Raw genomic sequence first — 21379 nt, forward strand, 5'->3', positions numbered from 1 at the left:
ATAAGTTTTTTCATCACCGATTAATTATTAGTTGTGTCAATCATGACCTTTTATGTTGCACAAACTCTCCTAAGCCCCTTACGTTTGTTAAGTTTTGACATGAATTCATACGTATTAGTTGTATTATAAAAATGCATTAAATATAAAGTTCATAAAATTTTCACAATTACTATGAAAAATATAAACATTTATTCCAATATATTCTATATAATAAAATGTAATAAGGCTTCTATGAATCTCATAGAATACCTTACCCCTAATAAAAAGAAAAAAAGAATCTACTATGTAATATTAAAGTAGGTTCTAACACACAAAGCTTTTATAAGCCTTTATGTTAATAAAATGTTGCACATTTTATTAACGGAAATACATCACTAATTTCTAGTGGTGTATTTTTCTTTTAGAAGACCTCTTTATGACCTCATTTGCTACCACAACAAAAAAATAGATTTACTACAGCATTCAATTTTTGTATAATTAAAATAGAATATTCTGGAAACAAAAACTTTTAATGAGGTGTGTTTATGAAAATATACACAGTCAAAGAAGTGTCCTCCCTCATAGGGAAGCATGAAGAAACGATTAAAAGGTGGATACGTTCTGGTAAGCTGCCTAATTCATATCGCAATAGTGATAAAGAAGGATGGCGGATACTTGAAAGTGATTTGCTTCATATTACAGAGATCGTTCCCACAAAAGAAGAACCCCATCAAGAATCCCACATAAAGTCATTTGAAAATGAAGAAGCTACGCTAATAAAATTAGCATACGAAGCTGTTACACTTACCTCACCTACGAAAGAAATTCATTCAGTCTTATCTATTGTTGGAATTAAACGTACTTTAGAAATACTACTTATTATGCAGCAGTCTACTACAAAAGTGAAAAACCCTGATGGATTTATTAAAAAAGCGATTCGTGAAAATTGGAGTCCAACTACTCTTCTCGTTAAAATACCTAAAAAACAAAACAAACACTTATCTGATCTTACACAGCAAGACTACGATGCGATGCAAAACAAAGCAGAAAACACATACCAATCAAAGATTGCACTCTACAACTGGTTAGAAGATTAATTTTATTTAAAGTTGCTGGAAGGTGATTTGCACAATGGGCCAAGGATATTATTATGCATATTGTCCGAAGGATGTTGAGAGTCGATATGAATTGCTAGTTTTTAATAGTAATAATGAACCATTTTTGCCTTTAACGGACTTTTACCAAGATAGTATAGGAAGAATATCGAAAAGTTCAGCTTTATCTTATTTACAATGTCTGTTACCTTTTTTTTATTGGTTAGAACAGCATAGCAACTATCAAGAAAGACATGTGAAATGGGATGATTCACCAGAAATTATACGAATAGCCATTGAAGATTATTTAAAAAGCGAAATGGAATGTAGAGTTCGTGAAAAGGATAGTTTTTGCTTTGTTAATCTAACAAACAAAAGCCCCAATACCGTAAATCTTTTTTTATCTGCGATTAAATCATTCTATAAATCGCTTATTCGTTTAGACGAGTATAATCATCCTAATCCATTAATAGATTCCGAAGCAATTCTCAATGACTATCGTAGTCATGTTGAAGGTGTTAGAAAGGACAAACCACGCATGCCCGCTATTAGCGGAACAGAAGAACCTTTAGAACATCGTAGATTAACGGATTCTTATTTCAAAATTATCAATGATGAATGGCAACCTAAGATTATTGACGATCCCCACTTACCCTTTCAAGTCTATCAAGCGGGGAAAAATATAAATTGGTCTCAAAGAGAAACGGTTATATCACGAATGCTTTTTGAAACTGGAGCTAGGGCTTCTGAAATCATTGAATTAACAATTGGAGATTATCGTTCAAGAAAAAGTCATCAAGAAGTCATTACATTCAGTAAAGGTAGCTATGGAAGAAAGGTAAAGTTTCTTCGATTTAGCAAAGACACTGTAAAACGCCTTTTTCAATATATTAATACCGAAAGAATGAAATATGATATAAACCATTTTAATTATGAACAACTATCTGATGAAGCTCCTATATTCCTTTCAGAGTTTGGTACACCTTTAACGTATCATGCTTGGTACTATCATTGGAACAAAGCAATGACAAATGGCGATATTAAGTTGAATCCACATAAAGCAAGGCATTGGTTTGTCACAACTAGACTTAGAGAGATTCATAACATTTCTAAATATGATTCCGAAATCCACCAACGAAAGAATGAACTTATTAAGTATATGAAATGGAAAAATCCAGATACCATTAGAGTGTATGAGCATTATTTCGATGAGGAAAAACATCGAGAATCACATGACCAAATGTTTGAAAATATGCAAAAAAATGAAATCGAATATGAACAAAGTAAAAAAATGAAGAAAAACATCGAATTCCAACATACAACAATTGAAGTCCAAAAAGAAATAGATCATGATTTACAAGAACTGTTAGAAGGGTTGGAGTAAGTATGTCAACAATAATTAGAGATGTACCAAATAATGAATGGTATGATAAGTTAAAGGAAAAAGTGGACGGAAAAATTCTTCACTTAAAAGACTCAAGAGGTATTTTTCTTTTAGATAAATTAGATGAAAGAAACTTAAAGTATTTCTTGAGTGCTTGTGTTAATAAACCTTGGGCAAATCATCTCTTATTAGGGATACTTACTAGTGCGGATAAAAATCTAGATTCGCATACAATTAGAAATACATTAATAAATGCTAATCCAAGATTCCAAGATATTTTTTTAGCATTTAACTTGAATACGATGTCAGAATTTGATGTTATGGAACATTTGTATAAATATTTTAAAGGAACAATTTATCCCGAACATTCCAATTCTATGAGAATGAGTTTTTTTAAAAATTATAGAGCACTTTCCTCTCAAATGAAAAAGTGGTTAACTCATAAATTATCAATCGAACAACAAGAATATTTTGAGCAATTTCTTTTTCCTATACCTTTATTTAACTCAAATGATTTTCTATTTGAAAAATTAGCGACGGAACAGGCACAAAATAGTCGGAAAGATGAAACAGATGCTATAGTTCCTTTTCTACCCAAAATCCGATCGGAAGCCCATTTCCGCTGGAATCAAATAAAACGTATAAGGGAAAGTTTTCAAAAAACAATAGAACGTGTTGAGGAACAAAACTTATCTCTTCCACTGGAATTTCATTACGAAGAACCGACACGAATTGGAGAACGTTTTTATTTTCGTTTATGGGATAAGCAGTCATTTGTATTACACCACGAAGAATACTTCCCCAAAACAGTAGTTAAACAAGCACAAGAACGTAAATCAACCTATTCGAAAAATAATAATCACCACTTTTTAGAATTTGTAAAATCTGAACCTTTAGATGAAGATGACGAAGTAGATGGATTATGGTTTACTGATTTAATTGAAAATGATGTTCTAGGAAATTTATTTCAAAGGGCCAACAAAGAAGAAATAAAACAAAAACAAGACTTTCTAAAATTGTGGGGGTATATGGATAAGAATTCTGAAAGTAAATCCCCTCCGTTTGCTAGTGGTCATAAAGATATAATTAGTTTTTCTGCTTTTTTAGGTCGTTATAGGAATAATGTAAAAGGTGTTTTTTTTGATGTAGAACCTTTTTATGCTGGATGTACATTTGGTTTATTGGCGATAGATATTCTTACAACAACAGGAGCAAGAATAAATGAACTATTACAAATTAGCAACACGAAAGAATGTATACAAACTAAATTGGTAAAAGAAAAACTTCATTATTCATTTTATGCGATTCCAAAAGGAAGAGATATTGTAGAAGAATTTTATGTGAGTAAACAAACAATGCAAATTATCCAAACTGTTTCACGAATGCTAAAGGATCATTATGGAGGAAAAATTCCCAGTGTTGAATATCGTCATGATAGAAAGCACTTGTTTCCAGGAGAAAAGCCTTATTATTTTCAATATAATCATAAAGCTTTTAAGATTCATGCAGTGTATGCCTGTATTCGATTTCTACTACACGGGTTAAGATTTGAAACACAAGAGGGCTCTCCTGTAATTGTAAAAACACATTTGTTACGGCATGCATTTGCAACAGAAGCTGTACAACGTCAAAAGATGCCTATTGATATTTTGGCGAAAATTCTGCATCAACGAGACTTAGTGGTAACTGAATACTATTCGGCTCCAACTCCAAGTCAAATTGCTGAATCGGTCGGTGAACTTCAAGATGTAATTTCTAGCTATATTGACATAGATGATGCTTTACTACGAAGTCCAGTAGAACTTCAAAAAGAACTTACAGAGTATAGTGAAAAAGTTGGAGTTTTTAATAACGTTTTAGGCGGCACTTGTGTGACAGATTATGTATGTCCGACGAAGATGGCATGTTTAGGGTGCAAAGCAAAAATCCCACAACCAGAACAAGAACATGAACTATTAGAAGCTATTAAGGTTGCAGAGGACATGGAAAAACGTTTCAAAAAAATTGGGCTCGAAATTGAAGTAAGAAAAGCAAAAGAAATGCGGAAACAAGCTAAAATTGAATTAAAAGAAATTGATTTAATCAAAAAATATAGAGAGGAACAGAGATATGAACCAGTTATCAAATCTAACACCTTCTGGTAGTCGTTCTTGGTTGAGGTCTGTTCACGAACAAAGAAAAAATCGTTCTATTCAATTAGGTATGTTGACAATTGATACTCTCATTTCAAATGGAATTCCTGTAACATACAAAAACATTCATGAGAAATCAAAAGAACTTGATGTAACAGGAAAAGGTATCCATTCTAATACAATAAAAAGAAATGAGGAACTGTATTCTTATTACAAACAATATAGTAAGACTTTTAAAATAAAACAAAACAAGAAAAAGACTGCACCACAAACCACATTTGATGAATCGACTATAAGAAACATTTCACCTAGTCGCAATATTTTAAAAGTAAGAAGTAAATATATGAAATTATCTAAAGAAGAACTTGTAGATAAACTTATTCAGACGGAACAATACCTTGCTCGTAATCATCAAAAGTGGGTTACAGGTCATTTTGAAATGTTTAAATAATTAGTTATTTAATGAAGAATAACTTCTCGGAATTTTTTTCATTGTATAAATGTAAAATAACAATAAAGTTATTAAATTTTAAAAGCTCAAATAAATATAACCCCGTTCTAAATTTAGGACGGGGTTATACTTAAAGTTGTTTAATTTTTGATGTAAGATATTTCACTACACTAAAAAAAATAACGATAAAGTCATTTGAAAATCTAAGTTTTATTCAACAATAGCGGCCCAGTCAAGTTCAGCTATTTCTTCTTGAACGCTTATACATATTCATAGTAACCAACCAGCTAATGACGATGATCCCCGCAAAAAGAAATAGCATATTACTGTACAAATGAGTGGATGGATCAGCATTTATAGGTAACAATTTTCGATCTAGCAAACCTATCGATAATAATCCACCTACAATTGCAATACCCATTCCTTCTGATAAAAAGCTTGTAAAATTAAGCAAACTCATTCCAGCACCAGCTTCCTTTTGTTCCAAACTACTTGAAACAATGGTGGAGATAACTGTTTTCGTAAAAGAAAGCCCTCCAAAAACAAAAATTAATATACTTGTCATGAGCCATGGTGTTGTTTCTATAAAAAGGGCAGCTACTAAAAAGCTGATAGAAAGAAATGCAACTCCAGTTGTTAACACAAATAAAGAGCCTTTCTTATCAACAAGAACTCCACCAATATAACCAAAAACAATAACACTCATTGCACCAGGGAAAATAATCCCACTTCCAATTGCAGCAGTACTTAATTGATACACATCTTTCATCATATAAGGAACCATAGAAAGAAATCCTGCTACAGTTCCAAATATAAGTCCTCCACAAATGATTCCAATCATAAATGGGACATTTCTTCCTAGCGCAGGATCAACAAAAGGATTAGATACTTTCCTAATATGTTTAACAAATATCAGGAAACATATAATGCTAACGATTAGAAAGGAAATTCTATAAGATGTCGTAAACATCATAAAAAATACAATACCTACGGACATGAATATTATCCCTACAGTATCAAAAGAGCCTTTTATTACGTCTTCCTGTTTCATTAATTTTGCAAGGAATGGAACAGTGATAATCGTCACAAGTGGTAAAAGCAGTAAATAAGACCAATGGATATATTCAGCAATCACTCCACCAATAAATGGTCCTACACCTTCTCCCATTGCTACAATGGACCCAATAAGTCCAAATGCTTTACCCCTATCTTCTTTTGGGATATAGCGCGCCACAACAACCATCACAAGTGCTGGAAATGCAGCTGCACCCGCGCCCTGGATAAGCCGAGCCAAAATAATTACAGAAAAGAACGAATGCCCAACAAATCCGATAACTGATCCGATGCAGTTCACTATAATTCCAAATAGGAGTAGCTTTTTGATGCCTAGCTGATCCGATAGCTTTCCATATATAGCTGTTCCTATGGAAAAAGTTAATATGAACGCTGTGTTTACCCAGTTTACACTTGCTGGTTCCTTATTAAAATCGCTAGCAATATCAGGTAATGAAACATTTAAAACCATTTCATTTAAAACGCTGAAAAAAGAAAGAACACAAAGCCATAATAAAACTTGATTATGACGTGAATTTGACTGTGAATGAGATGTATTCACATTTAACCCTCCAATAAATAATGAGGGTAGACGTAGTTTATAGGGTCATTGATACGCTTTCCCTCTTTAAATGTACCCAATTATATTTATTGCACTTCATAAATAACTCCTCCTAAATTTGATTTGTATATTTTATCACATATAGCTTAAAATGACTCTCATTTTTTTAGCAACTTTATTATTTTTTAAACGACTTTATTGTAAATCAAGCAACTTTTTCGTCACTTTACAATAAAATTATTTATGATAAAACTCAAATGTTGTAGTAGTAAATGAGGTCATGTAGAGGTCTTTTAAAAGAAAAATACACCACTATTCAATAGTGATGTACTTTCCTTAATAAAATGTGTAACATTTTATTGAATCCCTTGTTTATTATAGGACTTACTAATCATCTGTCCTTTTAATAAAATATTTAGATTCTTTTTTTCTTTTTATATTACATTACATATTTATATAAAGCATGTGCAACACCATGTTCTTCATTAGTCAAAGTTTCATATTGACACATCGCTTTTATTTCTTCGACTGCGTTCCCCATTGCAATTGATAGGTTTGCTTTTTCCATCATGGATACATCGTTTAGCCCATCACCTATCGCTACAGTATTTTCAACTGGAATATTTAAATGTTCCGCTAAAGTATATAGTCCATTTCCTTTTTGAGCGTCTCGATGATTAATCTCTAAATTATGCCAATATGAAGATGTAATTGCTAAATCAGTATTATGCAGAAACGTTTCTTTTAACTTTTTTAATTTTTCCATGTCATAAGAAAATGGTAAAAGCTTATGCACATGTATATCTGTTTCTACAATTGGTTTACAACTTTCTGCACTAAGAAATGCTGTATGTTCAAGGTATAATGCTGCGATCGTTTCCAACTCTTTCAAATCGATATTTTCATTTGAATGTTTCACATAATCGATTTCATTGCGTACACTCTCTACTCCATATTCCGGTACGTACACACCTTTATTAGTATAAAGCTGATAATATAATCCGTTTTCTTCAAGATAATTCACAATCTCGAGTGCCTGCATATTTTGAATTGGATATCTCTTCATCATTTTTTTATCATTATATATAAGCGCACCATTTTCGGCAATAATTGGACACTCCAAATTAACTTCTAACAACAATCGTTCAATATCGACGATAGAACGACCTGTACAAATTGCTACAACATGACCAGCTTCCTGACATTTTCGAATTGCTTCTGCATTCTCGTTACTAATCATTTTGTTCCCCGAAAGAAGAGTTCCATCTAAATCAATTGCGATTAATTTCATTATTTCTTCACCACTTTCTATATATACACGAACTCATATGAAATGAAAGGTATCGTTTTCATACCGCTCTCGTAAAGCACTCTTTATTTATAATTTATGAAAAGCGTTTCAGGTCAAGAAATAATTATAAATAAAATCCAAAGCAAGGGCTTTGGACTTTAAACTATGAATTATAATGAATATATTTTGTCTCACATGTGTATACATTCTTTTCTTTAGTTGGAACGTATACTTTAAACTTTTCTAAACGTTTTCCGTAAACATGAATTGTGACAACGCTTTCATTGCCATCTATTTCAAGAATGTGACAATCAGCTGGTGGAATGACTTTATCTGTTTCTCCTTCTCCCAAATAAAGATTTCCTGTATGAGTTAAATAAACAAGTGAATTTTCAAGCTGCTTAGTTTGTATAAAGTTCTGCACCATTATTCTCCCTGTAAATACACCTTCTACTCCCCATGTGCCATCATGATCATGCAAAGGAGTCGATTGTCCATCTTTCCATACAAGAGCTAATACTTCAAAACGATTTAAAGGATCTTCATATAATAAGTGTCGTGCATATTGAGCCGAATTCGCCTTCTGTTTTTCTAACGGAAGCCATGTTTTCTTTTCTAAAAGTTCTTCTAATAATTTTTCAATCCCACAAACCATTTGATCTTCTAACAAATTACTATTTATTAAATCCGTTACAGCTTTAATAAATGTTTGGAACGTCTTACTTCCATTACACGTTAACATAAGCATCCTCCTCTACTCTTATTCACACACTTCCATACTAAATAACCAACTAAAATTTCACAATTGAGAAATAAAAGAACAAGGTACAGTAAATTTGTACCTTGCTGAACAGTTTATTGAGTTTTTAAGCAGATAGGTAAGAATTTCAAAGTTTGTTCATTTTCCAATATACATTGTTCTAAATTGAACGATGGGGATAATGCTATCTTTTCAAAAGCATTTATAAAGGTAGTTAATGCAATCTCAGCTTCTAAACGTGCAAGTGGTGCCCCTAAGCAAAAGTGAGGACCTTTACCAAATGTTAAATGCTTTTCATTTCCTATTCGGTGTATATTAAATTTAGAGGCTTGTGAAAACTTTTTCTCATCTAAATTTGCTGCACTTACCCACGCAACCACCATTTGATCCTTTTTCATTAAAGGGCCAAATATATTTGTATCCTCTGTAATTCTCCTAGCTAATGTAATGGGAAAGCGATAGCGTAATACTTCCTCAATTGCTTTTGAAATTAATGTAGGTTCTTCTCTTAATTCTTTATATGTTCCTGGTGAATCCACTAAGAAACAGTAAAAACTATTAATAATTAAATTTGTAGTTGTTTCATTACCAGCCGCTAATAAACCCAATGAAAAAGTAACAATTTCTTCATCAGTTAATCTTTCGCCTTCATATTCAGCTCGTATTAAATCTGAGATAATATCATCCGTTAAATGGTATCTCTTTTCCTGAACGATTGGTAGAAGATATGCTTTAAATTCATTTAGTGCTATCCCCTTTTCTACATCCAGATCATTAAACTTTTCTTTACTATACGGCATAAATAAAATATCAGACCATGCTTTAATTTTTTTGCGGTCAGTTGTTGGCACTCCTAACAAATCGGATATAACAGTAACAGGTAAAGGAGCAGCAAACTCTTCAACGATATTAACTTCACTATATTTTCCAATATGTTGTACAAGTTCATTTGCAATAGCCTGTATTCGAGGTTTCCATTGTTCTAAACTCCTTGGAGTAAATGCTTTAGAAACGATAGAACGTACATTGCGATGTTCTGGTGGATCAGTAGAATTAATATTGATTCGAGTTTCTAAAGGAGGGATTGAGAATTGTCTTCGCTCCCTTCTACTTGAAAACAGGCGATAGTCTGATAAAACACGATTTACGTCCTCATACAAAAATACATTCCAAACATCTTGCTCTTCATCATAATGTACGGGGTGATTATCCCTCATAAATTGATACCACTCATACGGATTCCACAATTCCTCTTTCGTTTTCAGCTTTGAAATTTCATGAACTAAAATCACATTTTCAGGCGAAGCCATAGTCCTTTCCTCCCTTTTCTTTTACAATAAAAGTGATGGGTCGGTAATTCAAAGTTGTATAATCTAACATATGTTATTTTAACATATACTAAAGTGGATTTTTCGTAGGAGAACTTGAGAAATAAATAAGGGGGATTTTTATGTATGTTGATATTTTATTGCTCGCAGAATTGACGTCAGGGCCAAAATATGGGTATGAAATAAAGAAAAATATCCAAAATCGGTTAGGAGAGAATTTTGAATTAAATCATAATATGCTTTATCCTTCTCTTCGACGTTTTGAGAATATGGGGGCTATAACGAAAAAGGTACATACACAAGTCGGAAAACCAAACCGAAATATGTATGACATTACTGAAGCAGGAGAAGAAATTTTTTCTGAAATGTTACGCGAGTTTCCCGAAAAACTCGCGACAAACAATGCAGAATTTCTTGTTCGTATCGCGCTATTTGAAAAACTTGATTATAAAGCTAGAAAAGAAATTTTAACAATACGCCAAAACGTACTACATAAACAGCTTACTGCTATTCAATCTTTAGATGCTAGTTCATCTTTTATTACGGAAGTCATTGAATTTAGTAAATCGCGTATTGAACATGAATTGCTCTGGATTACATCACTTATGAAGAAAATATGAAAAATAACAAGAAAAGTTAAAAACAATGAATGAAAATGAGATTTATTATCAATACTATAATTAATAAAAGGGCAACCACGATTTGGTTACCCTTAAAAATTTATACTTCCGGATCGAAAGTTTTGCAATCTGTTTCTTCTGTAGTCGATGCTTGTTTTCCTTTATGACTTACTACATAAATTGCGTCTGCGCTACATTTATTACCGTTAGCCCAAAATTTACAATTGTTTACTTCACATAAAACGTCTTGTGCCATAGTATCACACCTCCTCGTTCTATTATCATTAACAAAATTCGGAGGTATGATACTCTTTGTTATGCATTTTTTATTCCATTTTTAGCTTTCTTAATGGCTCTATATCCCCTTGTACAATAGCATCTATATTTTCAGTTATTTTTTCAATATCAAAATGCCACCATTGAATTTGCAGTAATTCCTCTATTATTGTATTTGTAAATCGTTCCTTTATTTTATTTGCGGGGTTTCCACCAACAATTGTATATGGTGCAACGTCTCTAGTCACAACAGATTTAGCTGCAATGATTGCACCATCTCCTATTTTGATTCCAGGCATAATGGTTGCATCCATACCAATCCAAACATCATTACCTATGACTGTATCCCCTTTGTAAGGTAGATCAGACAAACTAGGTGTATGCTTCTCCCACCCATTTCCAAATATATTAAATGGATATGCCGAAAATCCATCCATCCGATGATTCGCTCCGTTCATAATAAAGGTAACTCCATTTGCAATACAACAAAATTTTCCAATGATAAGGTGATCACCAAGAAATTCATAATGATGTAATACTCGATCTTCAAATGTTTCTCCATCTTTCGCATCATAATATGAATAGTCTCCAACAAGTATATTAGCTTTCGTTATTGTATTTTTTATAAAGTGAACATTTTTATTTCCTTCAATAGGGTATTTAACATTTGGATTAGGATTCATGTTGCACAGCACTTCCTTTCCTATTCATTTCACTCTCTACTGCTATAACTGGCTTTAAATTGTATATAGGTAAAATAAATAATAATCCAATTATAAATAGTAAAGCTGTGCCTTCGTACATCGTACTTAATGAGAACATTTCTTTTAATGAACCAGCAATACTCATTGTTACTACCATTGAACCGGTGAATAGCGGACTTAAAATGCCATTTACACGACCAATAAAATCAGTATCACTATTTTGAATAATGAGCGTATTAATACCTATTTGAATACAAGGAAGAGCTAAACCGCTAAAAAGTTGTGCTGTGAGTGTTACCCATAAATTGGTGGAATAACCTATAATACCGATGCCGATTGCCTGACCAAGCATACCGATAATTAACATCTTTTGCGGCGCAACATTTTTTGCAAACACCATCGCTAAAGCACCACCAACAATCATTCCTGCACCATTTACTGTTAGTAACCATTGTAAACTCTCTTTTGATAATCCTAACTGCTCAGTTACAATAAAAATACCTAACGGCTGAATTAAACCAATTCCTAGTCCTGCTGCCATAAAACAAAGCCCTAGCAAAGTTAATGCTTTTTTCTTTTTCACATATTTAATACCATCAAGCATTTCCTGTAATAAAGTGATTTCTTTTTTCTCATTATCATTCTCAAGATCTTTCGGAAGAAATAACAACACAGCTGCTGCAAGTAAAAAAGCGATACCTGTAATAATGATTGAAATATAAATTCCAAAACTATGAAAAATAAATGTTCCAAGAATCGGTCCTAATACCATAAATATCGCAAATATTGTTTGATAAATAGACATTGCTAATTGAATTTGTTCTGCCGATAAATGCTGTTTAAATAATTTCATGCCAGATGGTTGAGAAAACTGTGAAAGAATTGCAGAAATAAGTGTGACAAAAAATACGATTTTCCACGTTCCAAACATTAGAGTAATTAATACAGCAAATACCGAAATAGAACTTAACGTTTCACACCATACCATTGTCTTCTTCGGCTTCCACCTATCAGCAAACGTTCCACCAATAAAGGAAAAGATGAAAATTGGAGCAAACTCCGCCACTGAAATCATCGAAATAGCAAAAGCATCACCCTTTGTCATTTCCATTACATATAGTAATACCGCAAAGTTCCGAACCCATATTCCAATTTGTAAAAATAATGCTGATGCTAAAATCCCTTGAACAAACCGATTTTTTAATACTTGTGATACCCCATTGTTTTGTTTCGTTACTACATTTGTCGACATAAAAAAGCCTCCTATTTCATGTTCTGAACAGGAAGCAGCACAAATCATATAAAAAGACTATATATTCGCAGAGCGAAATACATCCCTTTTCTATAAATGTACAGACTAATCCTATTCAGAAGAATATTTCGTTTTTTAACGAAGATCTCTTATAAATAGAATTAGTTGATCATTGGGATGTTTTCACCCTTCCGTTTCAAATTTAAATAACACATACATACTCTATGTAAAACATTTTCAATGTATGCATGTCTCCCTTTAACTATTCTAGAAAGTTAAAGGCAATTCCTCTAAAGAACGCATTAAATAGTTACCTTGCCATTTAATGTCTTTACGATCGCCTTTTATTTGTAGTTCAGGCATTCGGTTGAACAAAGTAGTAATAGCGATCTTTGCTTCTAACCTCGCAAGTGGAGCTCCTAAGCAGAAATGACTACCATGGCCAAAGGCAATGTGACGGTTGTTCTCCCGTGTAATATCAAATATTTCTGGATTTTCAAATACTGTTTCATCACGGTTCGCTGAAGCCAATGCGATAATAACCATATCTCCTTTCTGTATTGTTTGATGGTGAATTTGAAAAGGTTCTGCTGCCCATCTTGCAGTTGTAACCTCAACTGGAGAATAATAACGCAATCCTTCCTCAATAGCCGAATCAATTAGTTTTGGATTATCTTTTAATAACTGTAATTGATTTGGATTTTCAAGAAGTGCTAATACTGTATTTGTTATTAAATTTACCGTTGTTTCGTGTCCCGCTACAATTAGTAACATGATCATCGAATATAGTTCTCGGGCGCTAAGTTTATGACCTTCACTCTCTGCAAGTATTAAAGCACTCACCAAGTCTTCTTTTGGCTCTTTTCGTTTCACATCAACTAAATATTGAAGATATGTAATAAACTCAGATAGTTGTTTTTCAGTTTCTTTTATTTCTTCAGGTGTTTCTGGTGTTGCAATAACAGCATGAGACCAAATTCTAAATTTCGCTTGATCTTCTTTTGGAATACCGAGCATCTCACTTATCACAATAATTGGTAATGGAAATGAATAATCATCCACAAGATTTAATGTACCTTTTCGCTCTATATCACTTATCAAATCATCTGCTATTCTCTGAATTCTTCCGTCTAATTGTGCAATCATCTTCGGTGTAAAAGCTTTTTGAACTAAAGATCGTAAACGACTGTGGTTAGGTGGATCTGAATTTAGCATATGTGTTGTCAAGTGATCACTATTATCAACGGAAAGATACATGTTCTTTGTATCTTGAGAAAACACATTTTTCCAATCTTTTTTTAAACGATTATCTTTTAAAAGTGGCAGAGCATCTTCATATCTAGTAATGAGCCATTCTTTACCGATTTCAACTTGGTTTACAAATAATATTGGTTGTTTTTTTCTCGATTCTTTATAAATTTCATACGCATCTTCTTTAAACTGAGCTGAAGCTAAATTAATGCCATCCTCTATGCTTAACCCAACTTTATTTTTCATTGACATTGTATTCCCTCACTCTCATTTGTTGTTGAAAACCAACCCAACATATGCATTATACTCTAATAAAAACGCGAAAATTGTAAATTTTTAATCAAAATCTCACTTCGTATATTGAAAAATAAAAAGTGAGAAAGTAAAATCGTTTCACTCCCTCACTTCTCTTTATGCGAAGCACATAAAATTACTAATTTGTTGATAGCGATAACTTACTTTACGACGACGACCACCTTGCCACGTGTAACCTGATACTCCATTTCTTCTCACTTCAGTCGGGAAGAACCATAAATCCCTTCCGAAAGGACCAGGACGATGTAAGCGTAAATAGCCCCATCTTCCTAGACAGTTACACATCCAGGATTTCATATTACCTGGTTGTGCAGGAGAAGCAAATGTAGACGGTAACGACGGCGCTTGTGACGGAGGTGGTGACGTTGGGGCATCTTCCGCATCATCTGGTCTGTAATCTTCTTGTTCAATATCTCTCACTTCATTTGTAAGTTCATACCCGTAGTTTTGTGGATTATAATACATCGCTTGATCATATGGATAATTTTGTTGGTTATACATATTAATAAATCACCTTCTTTTCATTCATTTCCTTTACCATTCATATGTGATATGCCATCTCTGGGAAGCTTATGTATAGCCTAAATTCAACAAAAAATAAAGCTCGTATTTTAAAAATACGAGCTTCTTCATAAACGGAATAGATGTATTATTTTCTTAATTTCACACTATAGAAACGCATTTCATCTAATGAACCTTCAAATTCAAATACTTCTTGTTTAATTAATTCCTTTAAGCGATATTCTAAAAACGTATCGCCAACTGATTGCTCTACAAGACCAAGTGCTTCACCAATTACTCTAGGAGCTTTTCGGAATTCTTGATCAGCACCTATACTTTTCGCACATTCAATAATAAATTGATCAAAATAATTTTCTTGTACAGAACGCACTTCATTGTCTGTCCAAATTCTTAAAAATTCCGTACTTTTCGATAGACTATCCCACTCATGTTCAAACTGCATACGATTCTCTACAGTTAAATACGGCAATTTTACAAAACTTTTTTGAATTAGAGCTAAACTTTCAGGTGGTAACTCTCCTGTTCCACGAATAACATACTCTAGTTTTAATATTTCTTTACTTGCTTCAGATGTATTCATAACGCGAATATTTTTCTTATCTTTTAATTGCGCCATTACAAAACATAGACCTACATGTTCATGTGCGTTATCTGCCTTCCAAATGGTAATTGGTGTTTCATTCGGAATTGAATGTAAAACTTCTAAAGTTTCCTTAAATCTTGGTAAATACTCTTCTTCAAAATAACAATCATAAGAAGTTAAGTTATTTACTAACCACTCTTTTCTTGCTAGTTGCCCTTCATTCATATGTAACTTATTTATCGGCCCAATTGAAAAGAATTCAGAAAAAGCAACAACCATCTCTTCCAATCGTTCTTCTTGACCAAGCATATGCTTTAAACATCCAGCTGTTGAATCATCAAATGCAATATGTACGTGTGAGACTTCTTTTACATTTCTTTTATAAGATGTATTACTCGTTAGTTGCTTAGGAATATCCATCAAATTTTTAATAGTATCTTCACTATAGTTTTCTTTTAATAAATTTAATTGGATTAGAATACTTTGAAGTAAATGTTTTGCTTCATCTTCGTGCATATCCTCTACAGCATTTTTAATTTTATCTATCATGTAAACCCCTCTATTCATTTCGAAAATAACGTAGATTATAGTGTATCATTTAAGTGTTACTCTTTAAAAGTTTTTTAGTCAAATCATGTATTAGAAAGATTGCTAAATAATCTTTTGTAAATCTCTTTATTTAAATGTATAATTATATAGAAAATAAAAATATAGGAGCTATGTTTATGGAGAAAGTATTTCCTAATTATAAACATTATCTAAAAAATTGGAGATTTATATTTATTTGTATATTACCTACTATCGCCTTTTTATATGCTTTTGATGTCATCTTTGAATTAATATTTCATCAAGATTTCTATTTATCTAACTTAATTTTTGCTATTATTTTATTTTTAATATTTATGAGCATCAAAGATATGTTTAAAATTAAAAGTTAAAGATCCGGATAAAGTGAAACTTTAATCAGTGGGGGTTTTCTTCATCCCCACTGATTATTAGCCCTCATCAATCGGACTTTAATGGGCAGCCCGACCCCCACCTAACTTCTTTGCTTTCGCTGAATTTTGAGGTGGGGTCTTACTGCCCATTAAAGTGGGATAAAAAAAGAGCACCCTGCAATCAGATGCTCTCATGTGATAGAGGTTTTTCTGAGTATTAAGTAGGACACGAAGGTCTTGTCCCACTATCTAATATATGCTTGTACTTATTTTTTGTGCATGTACGAAGTATCACTATACATTCTCTTCATAAATTCATTGTACAATTAACATATTTATACATAAAAAAACATCCCCCTTGGATGTTTTTTATGTACCTATTTTTAAGCTTCCATAAACTTTGCCGGTACACCAATTTTTTCAACTACAGAAGATATATTAGTAGGATTAATCATTACATTTTCAATACTAACTAATTTATTTTCTAATAGTCCATTCTCTGTTGTAATAAGTTTTTCAAATCGCTCTAAAGTCATCGAAAATTTATGTTCACTTCCGCCATTCATACTGACTTTTACATACTTCATCGTGCACCCGCCTTTCATAATAATCTATAATTCGATAAAAAGGCGCTTACATCCTTTTTATTTAATACTAGATTTTACACTTTTACACTTGCCAATTTACGTTTATATTTAATATGAAAAAAACTGATACTATTTTTTATTCACATTATAATTGCGAGTAAAAATGATAAAGATAGAAATGCACAAAGTGGTATAAATAAAACAGTATCCATTCTAGCAAAACGTGTATCTTTTTTTCGTTTAAAGATACCAAAATAATGAAATTCACCTATTACTCTTAGAAAAAAAACAACCATACAAACCCAAGATCCCATTCGAACAATAATATTAGGAAATGCGAAATGAACAATATTTGTTTGTTGTAATAAAATTATTGCTGCCATACTTAGTAATAACGCAATGAACAAAGTCATCCCTGTACCTGGTGTAAAAGCCTTTTCTCCAGCTTTTGTTGGAATGACACTATTTGTCGCCCACTTACCTCCAAAAGCCCAATAAACATGTAAAAAACTAACTAAAAATAATATACAGACAGAAATATATGTAATAATAAACATTTTGTCCTCCCATTATTTTATTTTAGTCCTCGATTTTAGAGTATGCTATAAATTCCACCTTAGCAATCTATTTTTAATAACATAAAACCCCTTAATGATTTTTCTTAAAATTGATTAATCATTAAGGGGCTTTTAACTTTATTATGCATTATACCGATTTCTACGACGTTCCATCCTCGTTTGTCCTTGAGCAGTCTCTTCTTTATATTGAGGTATTTGCTCTGCCATTTCATATGTTGCAACTGCAGTTGGTTCTTCGTAATTATGCTCACGTATTTCTTCAGGCGTTTTTTGTTTCGATACTTTGCCACCAAACTTAAATAATTTTAACTTAAATTTCGGTAATCTTGGGATCGGAATCTGAAATGATTGCTTTTTACGTTTCTTTTTTTGTTGAAATAAAGTTATATTTTCTTTATAATCCTCTTCTTTACGGTGTAATAACATAGCAATTAATCCACCTAATATAAGTCCACCAACTAAAAGCATAAGATATTTGAAATTACTTGTCATTAAACTCGACATACGTTCAAGTATGACTAACGATTGCACTTCTTTAATATCCCATAGTAAAGCGGCCCATAATGCGAATAAACCGAAAGTAAGCCCATATGTACGAAAACGGAATAAACATGGGATTAAAGCGATACAAGCAGCGATTTTCGCATTCGCTATGATTGAACTTGTTGAAATATCTTGATGCCAAATAACTAACAATAGTGTAATAAATGGCGCATATGCTATCCAGCTACATATACGTGAATATATTTTTTTCGCAAAATAACTACCGAAACTGGTGAAAAATAAAAGGCCTCCAATATATAAAGATTGTTCTAGTGGGATTTGCTTTAAAATTCCTGCAACTGGAAAGAGGCCGCTCAATAGCATGAATAGCACATCTAATTTCTTCACAATTCCTCATTCCTTTCCAATTTCTTTTGAATTCATTCATATTGCTTTTCCAAATGATATAGTTTTTTATTTCTAAAAAACATCTTAATCCTGTATGGAAATAAAGTAAATATATAAAAGAGAGGATACATGACAAAAGATATCCTTATTTACATGAAAAAATGACAAATCCTGATCGATATAATGAGCAGGATTTGTTTATTATTATTTACAGTAGAATAATTGAATCTTTCTTTTCTATTTTTATAATATCTACATCCAATTCATCATCAAACTCTTTAAACTCTCTTGCATCTATATCCGTCATATAGCTCTTTATTACTTTCGCCATATGCATAGAATATGGCATGTGTATATTCTTTTCCAAAAGCATACTTGAATTACAGCACATGTAATGTACCATTTTGGCAATATAGTTCCTTTCAACAGCTTTTACACCTAGAGGTAATATTTCAAGTATATATCGATGCAATGTTTCACTATCATTACACAGATACTCACCAGTGCTATAATACATTCCCTTTTGATCTATATATAAACTCGTACTATCTAGTACGTCATCACATTCTATCACACCGTATTTTGGTACATCAAAAGATGTATTTATTCTTACAGCATTTAAGTTTGGAACCTTTAGCACATCTGGAACAATGTCAGGGAAAGTATCTATATCAATTTTTTCATTTTGTAACTCTTTTATCCAATGTTTTCTTACATTCGCATCTATAATGAAGTATACTTGCTCATTTTGCTCTTTTGCAGGTTGTAAAATTTCCGCTAATGTTTCAGAAACAAATTGTTTAAATTGAATGCCCATATCATTTCTTTTTGAAGGCTGCGGCAAAAAGGTGTTATGTTTATCTACATTTAATAATAAACGATCAATCGTTTGCCACTCTATATTCCCATATAATTTATATGAAATTTCTTTTCCTTTTATTTTTGAAAAAATGGGTAAGAAATCAAATTTCGAGATTCGTTCAATTGATAAATTAACATATGTACAAGGTAAATTTATCTTATTCCAACTACGTTTTAAAAATCCTTTTTGTTCTAATAAACTCAAAATACCATTTATAATCGTTTTACGAGACACACTTTGGCCTATAAATAAATTAATAAATGCTGAAATACGGTTTGTTCGTGCAAATCCTTCTCTAACAATTTGCTTTGGATCAATTTTTTCACGTCCATCACAATTTTTCATTGCAATTAACGCCAAAGTCGCATCATTGCGCTCACCTGCAGTAGCATAAACCGCTTTCATAACATCCTCTACTAAATTCATTTTATACTTCTGGCAGTATTGCATTTTATATGGATTTTGCAATACCTTTTCAATATTACATCTTACTATTTTTAGCAATACTGGAGAATCTGCATTTAATATATATGATGACTCACTGATTTGAGCTAACACCATTTCACTTTCAAATAAAGCTTGTTCTACTTCCAGCGATATTTTTTCAGACCATATTTCTAGCGTTATAGTCTCTAATCCTTTTGGTGCAATTAAAGGGAATACTTCATTCCTATTATTTATTGCTAGTTTTTTACATTCTGGTAGTAATGTGAAATAAGTGAATTTTTGCTGAAACCCTTTAAATAAATACTCTCTCTCCTCTACTTTTATACCAGGTTTTATTTTAGTACCTTGAACTTTATATATTCTTTCATTATATGGAAGCAACACCCTAAGATTTTCTCCTAGCATATAATCTTTCGGATATTGAAGAATATGATCTAATTCAACTTCTCCACCTATACGAAAATCCTCTTTTAAATTTCTAAATATCTTAATCCATTTGATACCGTTTGTAGCCTGCTGAACTTTTAGTTTTACAAATCGTAATTTCTTATTATTCAATGCAAATTCTGGAGTAGAAATTAATATCATGCCCCGTTTTCGTCTTAATAGCAAAGGAATGTCTGGATGGTTATATTCTTGATAAAACCTCCGAATTCCTATTGAAACATTTAATAATGGAATGTTCTCTCCTCCGCGCGTTATATATTCGAACCGAAATACATAAGCGAAATAGTCTTGTGTTTTTTCATCTTTAATAGGCTCTGACATCGCCTCACAAATATTTTGTGATCTAAGAGGAGAAAAATATATATCTTCTTCATTTATATTTTCTAATTGTACAGGACGTTCACAAAAAATATGTGAAATTAAAGCGGGCACCCATTTAGAATATACTTCCTTATCATGTAGTACTGTTAAATTAGAAATTAAATCATAATGCCATTCATATTTTGGTGAACCTATTAATTTATTAGGTTTCCAATCATGAATAATCTCATACCAACTTTGAAAAATATAATCAAGTTGTTCTTTTCTAATAGGTTCTTTACATACAATCCATGGTGTATTTTCATTTAATACATATGGATTATGCTGAATAAATAATATATCAGAAAACATATCATATAATCTTTCATTCAATCGTTTCAACTTACTCGTTAATAAAAATGTCTTATAATGTATCTCTACAATATCGAGCCATTCAATAGGAAAATATATAAATGATACGCTTTCGTTTAAAAGAGGTTCTATTATATTTTCAAATGTTAACAACTTTAAATTTTCCATAAAATGATTACTTCCTTTCTTCATTTTTCTTGATCTCAAAAAACTAAAGTATCATCACATAATTTAATTATTTAAAAAGAGAAGCAAATACCGCTTATCCGACTTATATATTAATGACATGACTCTGATAAAAGTTAAAAGAAATTTTCATACATAGCCCTCCTTTCATATTATAAATACAATACATTAAGATTATACAATATAAGTAACGTATTGTATTTGGGATTTACAA

At 31.9% G+C, this 21379-nt stretch carries 21 protein-coding genes; 6 read left to right on the top strand and 15 right to left on the bottom strand.

The window, feature by feature from the left end; translation table 11 throughout:
- The first annotated feature begins 524 nt into the window (after nucleotides 1–524).
- Genes ACTFRN_RS16520 through ACTFRN_RS16535 form a run of 4 tightly spaced genes read left to right on the top strand, consistent with a single transcriptional unit; the run spans nucleotide 525 to nucleotide 5040 of the window.
- Complete coding sequence (locus tag ACTFRN_RS16520; protein ID WP_000708737.1) at nucleotides 525–1076, top strand: helix-turn-helix domain-containing protein; 552 nt, start codon at nucleotides 525–527, stop codon at nucleotides 1074–1076.
- A 34-nt stretch (nucleotides 1077–1110) separates the two neighbouring features.
- Nucleotides 1111–2457 carry a tyrosine-type recombinase/integrase gene (locus tag ACTFRN_RS16525; protein ID WP_000529730.1) on the top strand — a complete coding sequence of 449 codons (1347 nt, stop codon included), beginning with the start codon at nucleotides 1111–1113 and terminating at the stop codon, nucleotides 2455–2457.
- Nucleotides 2458–2459: 2 nt separating this feature from the next.
- The gene (locus ACTFRN_RS16530) at nucleotides 2460–4601 is read left to right on the top strand and encodes a site-specific integrase (protein ID WP_000104012.1); all 2142 of its coding nucleotides are present in this window, start codon (nucleotides 2460–2462) and stop codon (nucleotides 4599–4601) included.
- Nucleotides 4567–5040, top strand: coding sequence for a hypothetical protein (locus tag ACTFRN_RS16535; protein ID WP_001072817.1), 474 nt, complete (start codon nucleotides 4567–4569; stop codon nucleotides 5038–5040). Before ACTFRN_RS16530 ends, ACTFRN_RS16535 begins: the two co-directional genes overlap by 35 nt.
- A gap of 238 nt (nucleotides 5041–5278) precedes the next feature.
- Here the strand turns inward: ACTFRN_RS16535 and tet are convergent, their stop codons facing one another.
- The 5 genes from tet to ACTFRN_RS16560 form a co-directional block, all read right to left on the bottom strand.
- Nucleotides 5279–6655 carry a Tet(L)/Tet(K)/Tet(45) family tetracycline efflux MFS transporter gene (tet, locus tag ACTFRN_RS16540; RefSeq protein WP_001097891.1) on the bottom strand — a complete coding sequence of 459 codons (1377 nt, stop codon included), beginning with the start codon at nucleotides 6653–6655 and terminating at the stop codon, nucleotides 5279–5281.
- A gap of 37 nt (nucleotides 6656–6692) precedes the next feature.
- The gene (locus ACTFRN_RS16545) at nucleotides 6693–6755 is read right to left on the bottom strand and encodes a tetracycline resistance efflux system leader peptide (RefSeq protein WP_106081929.1); all 63 of its coding nucleotides are present in this window, start codon (nucleotides 6753–6755) and stop codon (nucleotides 6693–6695) included.
- Nucleotides 6756–7094: 339 nt separating this feature from the next.
- Nucleotides 7095–7946 carry a Cof-type HAD-IIB family hydrolase gene (locus ACTFRN_RS16550; protein ID WP_000766398.1) on the bottom strand — a complete coding sequence of 284 codons (852 nt, stop codon included), beginning with the start codon at nucleotides 7944–7946 and terminating at the stop codon, nucleotides 7095–7097.
- A 163-nt stretch (nucleotides 7947–8109) separates the two neighbouring features.
- Nucleotides 8110–8688, bottom strand: coding sequence for a cysteine dioxygenase family protein (locus ACTFRN_RS16555; protein WP_000954458.1), 579 nt, complete (start codon nucleotides 8686–8688; stop codon nucleotides 8110–8112).
- A gap of 113 nt (nucleotides 8689–8801) precedes the next feature.
- Complete coding sequence (locus ACTFRN_RS16560) at nucleotides 8802–10016, bottom strand: cytochrome P450 (RefSeq protein ID WP_000158000.1); 1215 nt, start codon at nucleotides 10014–10016, stop codon at nucleotides 8802–8804.
- Nucleotides 10017–10156: 140 nt separating this feature from the next.
- On the opposite strand from ACTFRN_RS16560, the gene ACTFRN_RS16565 reads away from it, so the two are divergent.
- Entirely contained in the window at nucleotides 10157–10654 is a 498-nt protein-coding gene (locus ACTFRN_RS16565; RefSeq protein WP_000289106.1) for a PadR family transcriptional regulator, read from the top strand.
- A gap of 100 nt (nucleotides 10655–10754) precedes the next feature.
- Here ACTFRN_RS16565 and ACTFRN_RS16570 read toward each other — a convergent pair whose 3' ends face one another.
- The 6 genes from ACTFRN_RS16570 to ACTFRN_RS16595 all read right to left on the bottom strand — a co-directional run bounded on the left by ACTFRN_RS16570 (nucleotide 10755) and on the right by ACTFRN_RS16595 (nucleotide 16106).
- Nucleotides 10755–10910, bottom strand: coding sequence for a DUF1540 domain-containing protein (locus tag ACTFRN_RS16570; RefSeq protein ID WP_000046091.1), 156 nt, complete (start codon nucleotides 10908–10910; stop codon nucleotides 10755–10757).
- A 70-nt stretch (nucleotides 10911–10980) separates the two neighbouring features.
- Nucleotides 10981–11613, bottom strand: a complete 633-nt coding sequence (locus tag ACTFRN_RS16575) for a Vat family streptogramin A O-acetyltransferase (protein ID WP_001069223.1) — start codon at nucleotides 11611–11613, stop codon at nucleotides 10981–10983.
- The gene (locus ACTFRN_RS16580) at nucleotides 11603–12886 is read right to left on the bottom strand and encodes an MFS transporter (protein WP_049114293.1); all 1284 of its coding nucleotides are present in this window, start codon (nucleotides 12884–12886) and stop codon (nucleotides 11603–11605) included. Before ACTFRN_RS16580 ends, ACTFRN_RS16575 begins: the two co-directional genes overlap by 11 nt.
- A gap of 267 nt (nucleotides 12887–13153) precedes the next feature.
- On the bottom strand, nucleotides 13154–14389 hold the full coding sequence (locus ACTFRN_RS16585; RefSeq protein WP_088106768.1) for a cytochrome P450 family protein: 1236 nt from the start codon (nucleotides 14387–14389) through the stop codon (nucleotides 13154–13156).
- 159 nt (nucleotides 14390–14548) lie between these two features.
- Nucleotides 14549–14953 (bottom strand): hypothetical protein, encoded by a 405-nt coding sequence (locus ACTFRN_RS16590; RefSeq protein WP_014893683.1) that lies wholly within the window; start codon nucleotides 14951–14953, stop codon nucleotides 14549–14551.
- Between the two features lie 148 nt (nucleotides 14954–15101).
- A complete protein-coding gene (locus ACTFRN_RS16595; protein ID WP_000565675.1) occupies nucleotides 15102–16106 on the bottom strand; it encodes a DUF1835 domain-containing protein in 1005 nt (334 codons plus the stop codon).
- Nucleotides 16107–16282: 176 nt separating this feature from the next.
- On the opposite strand from ACTFRN_RS16595, the gene ACTFRN_RS16600 reads away from it, so the two are divergent.
- Nucleotides 16283–16495 (top strand): hypothetical protein, encoded by a 213-nt coding sequence (locus ACTFRN_RS16600; protein ID WP_049110752.1) that lies wholly within the window; start codon nucleotides 16283–16285, stop codon nucleotides 16493–16495.
- Between the two features lie 383 nt (nucleotides 16496–16878).
- Here ACTFRN_RS16600 and ACTFRN_RS16605 read toward each other — a convergent pair whose 3' ends face one another.
- The 4 genes from ACTFRN_RS16605 to ACTFRN_RS16620 all read right to left on the bottom strand — a co-directional run bounded on the left by ACTFRN_RS16605 (nucleotide 16879) and on the right by ACTFRN_RS16620 (nucleotide 21147).
- Nucleotides 16879–17082: a hypothetical protein gene (locus ACTFRN_RS16605; RefSeq protein WP_014893685.1), complete on the bottom strand. Its 204-nt coding sequence runs from the start codon at nucleotides 17080–17082 to the stop codon at nucleotides 16879–16881.
- Between the two features lie 140 nt (nucleotides 17083–17222).
- Nucleotides 17223–17639 (bottom strand): DUF3995 domain-containing protein, encoded by a 417-nt coding sequence (locus ACTFRN_RS16610; protein WP_014893686.1) that lies wholly within the window; start codon nucleotides 17637–17639, stop codon nucleotides 17223–17225.
- 141 nt (nucleotides 17640–17780) lie between these two features.
- Nucleotides 17781–18551: a DUF3959 family protein gene (locus ACTFRN_RS16615; protein WP_014893687.1), complete on the bottom strand. Its 771-nt coding sequence runs from the start codon at nucleotides 18549–18551 to the stop codon at nucleotides 17781–17783.
- 208 nt (nucleotides 18552–18759) lie between these two features.
- Nucleotides 18760–21147, bottom strand: a complete 2388-nt coding sequence (locus ACTFRN_RS16620; RefSeq protein ID WP_254231432.1) for an RNaseH domain-containing protein — start codon at nucleotides 21145–21147, stop codon at nucleotides 18760–18762.
- Nucleotides 21148–21379 lie beyond the last annotated feature (232 nt).

Origin of the sequence: Bacillus cereus group sp. MYBK245-2, assembly GCF_051916145.1 — a bacterium.
Classification (GTDB): Bacteria; Bacillota; Bacilli; order Bacillales; family Bacillaceae_G; genus Bacillus_A; species Bacillus_A pacificus.

Coding starts and splice junctions, on each gene's coding strand:
- ACTFRN_RS16575 (WP_001069223.1), bottom strand. CDS start 11,613: ATGAATCCTAATCCAAATGTTAAATACCCTATTGAAGGAAATAAAAAT.
- ACTFRN_RS16550 (WP_000766398.1), bottom strand. CDS start 7,946: ATGAAATTAATCGCAATTGATTTAGATGGAACTCTTCTTTCGGGGAAC.
- ACTFRN_RS16580 (WP_049114293.1), bottom strand. CDS start 12,886: ATGTCGACAAATGTAGTAACGAAACAAAACAATGGGGTATCACAAGTA.
- ACTFRN_RS16565 (WP_000289106.1), top strand. CDS start 10,157: ATGTATGTTGATATTTTATTGCTCGCAGAATTGACGTCAGGGCCAAAA.
- ACTFRN_RS16570 (WP_000046091.1), bottom strand. CDS start 10,910: ATGGCACAAGACGTTTTATGTGAAGTAAACAATTGTAAATTTTGGGCT.
- ACTFRN_RS16530 (WP_000104012.1), top strand. CDS start 2,460: ATGTCAACAATAATTAGAGATGTACCAAATAATGAATGGTATGATAAG.
- ACTFRN_RS16590 (WP_014893683.1), bottom strand. CDS start 14,953: ATGTATAACCAACAAAATTATCCATATGATCAAGCGATGTATTATAAT.
- ACTFRN_RS16555 (WP_000954458.1), bottom strand. CDS start 8,688: ATGTTAACGTGTAATGGAAGTAAGACGTTCCAAACATTTATTAAAGCT.
- ACTFRN_RS16610 (WP_014893686.1), bottom strand. CDS start 17,639: ATGTTTATTATTACATATATTTCTGTCTGTATATTATTTTTAGTTAGT.
- ACTFRN_RS16560 (WP_000158000.1), bottom strand. CDS start 10,016: ATGGCTTCGCCTGAAAATGTGATTTTAGTTCATGAAATTTCAAAGCTG.
- ACTFRN_RS16520 (WP_000708737.1), top strand. CDS start 525: ATGAAAATATACACAGTCAAAGAAGTGTCCTCCCTCATAGGGAAGCAT.
- ACTFRN_RS16600 (WP_049110752.1), top strand. CDS start 16,283: ATGGAGAAAGTATTTCCTAATTATAAACATTATCTAAAAAATTGGAGA.
- ACTFRN_RS16535 (WP_001072817.1), top strand. CDS start 4,567: ATGAACCAGTTATCAAATCTAACACCTTCTGGTAGTCGTTCTTGGTTG.
- ACTFRN_RS16620 (WP_254231432.1), bottom strand. CDS start 21,147: ATGGAAAATTTAAAGTTGTTAACATTTGAAAATATAATAGAACCTCTT.
- ACTFRN_RS16595 (WP_000565675.1), bottom strand. CDS start 16,106: ATGATAGATAAAATTAAAAATGCTGTAGAGGATATGCACGAAGATGAA.
- ACTFRN_RS16585 (WP_088106768.1), bottom strand. CDS start 14,389: ATGTCAATGAAAAATAAAGTTGGGTTAAGCATAGAGGATGGCATTAAT.
- ACTFRN_RS16525 (WP_000529730.1), top strand. CDS start 1,111: ATGGGCCAAGGATATTATTATGCATATTGTCCGAAGGATGTTGAGAGT.
- ACTFRN_RS16605 (WP_014893685.1), bottom strand. CDS start 17,082: ATGAAGTATGTAAAAGTCAGTATGAATGGCGGAAGTGAACATAAATTT.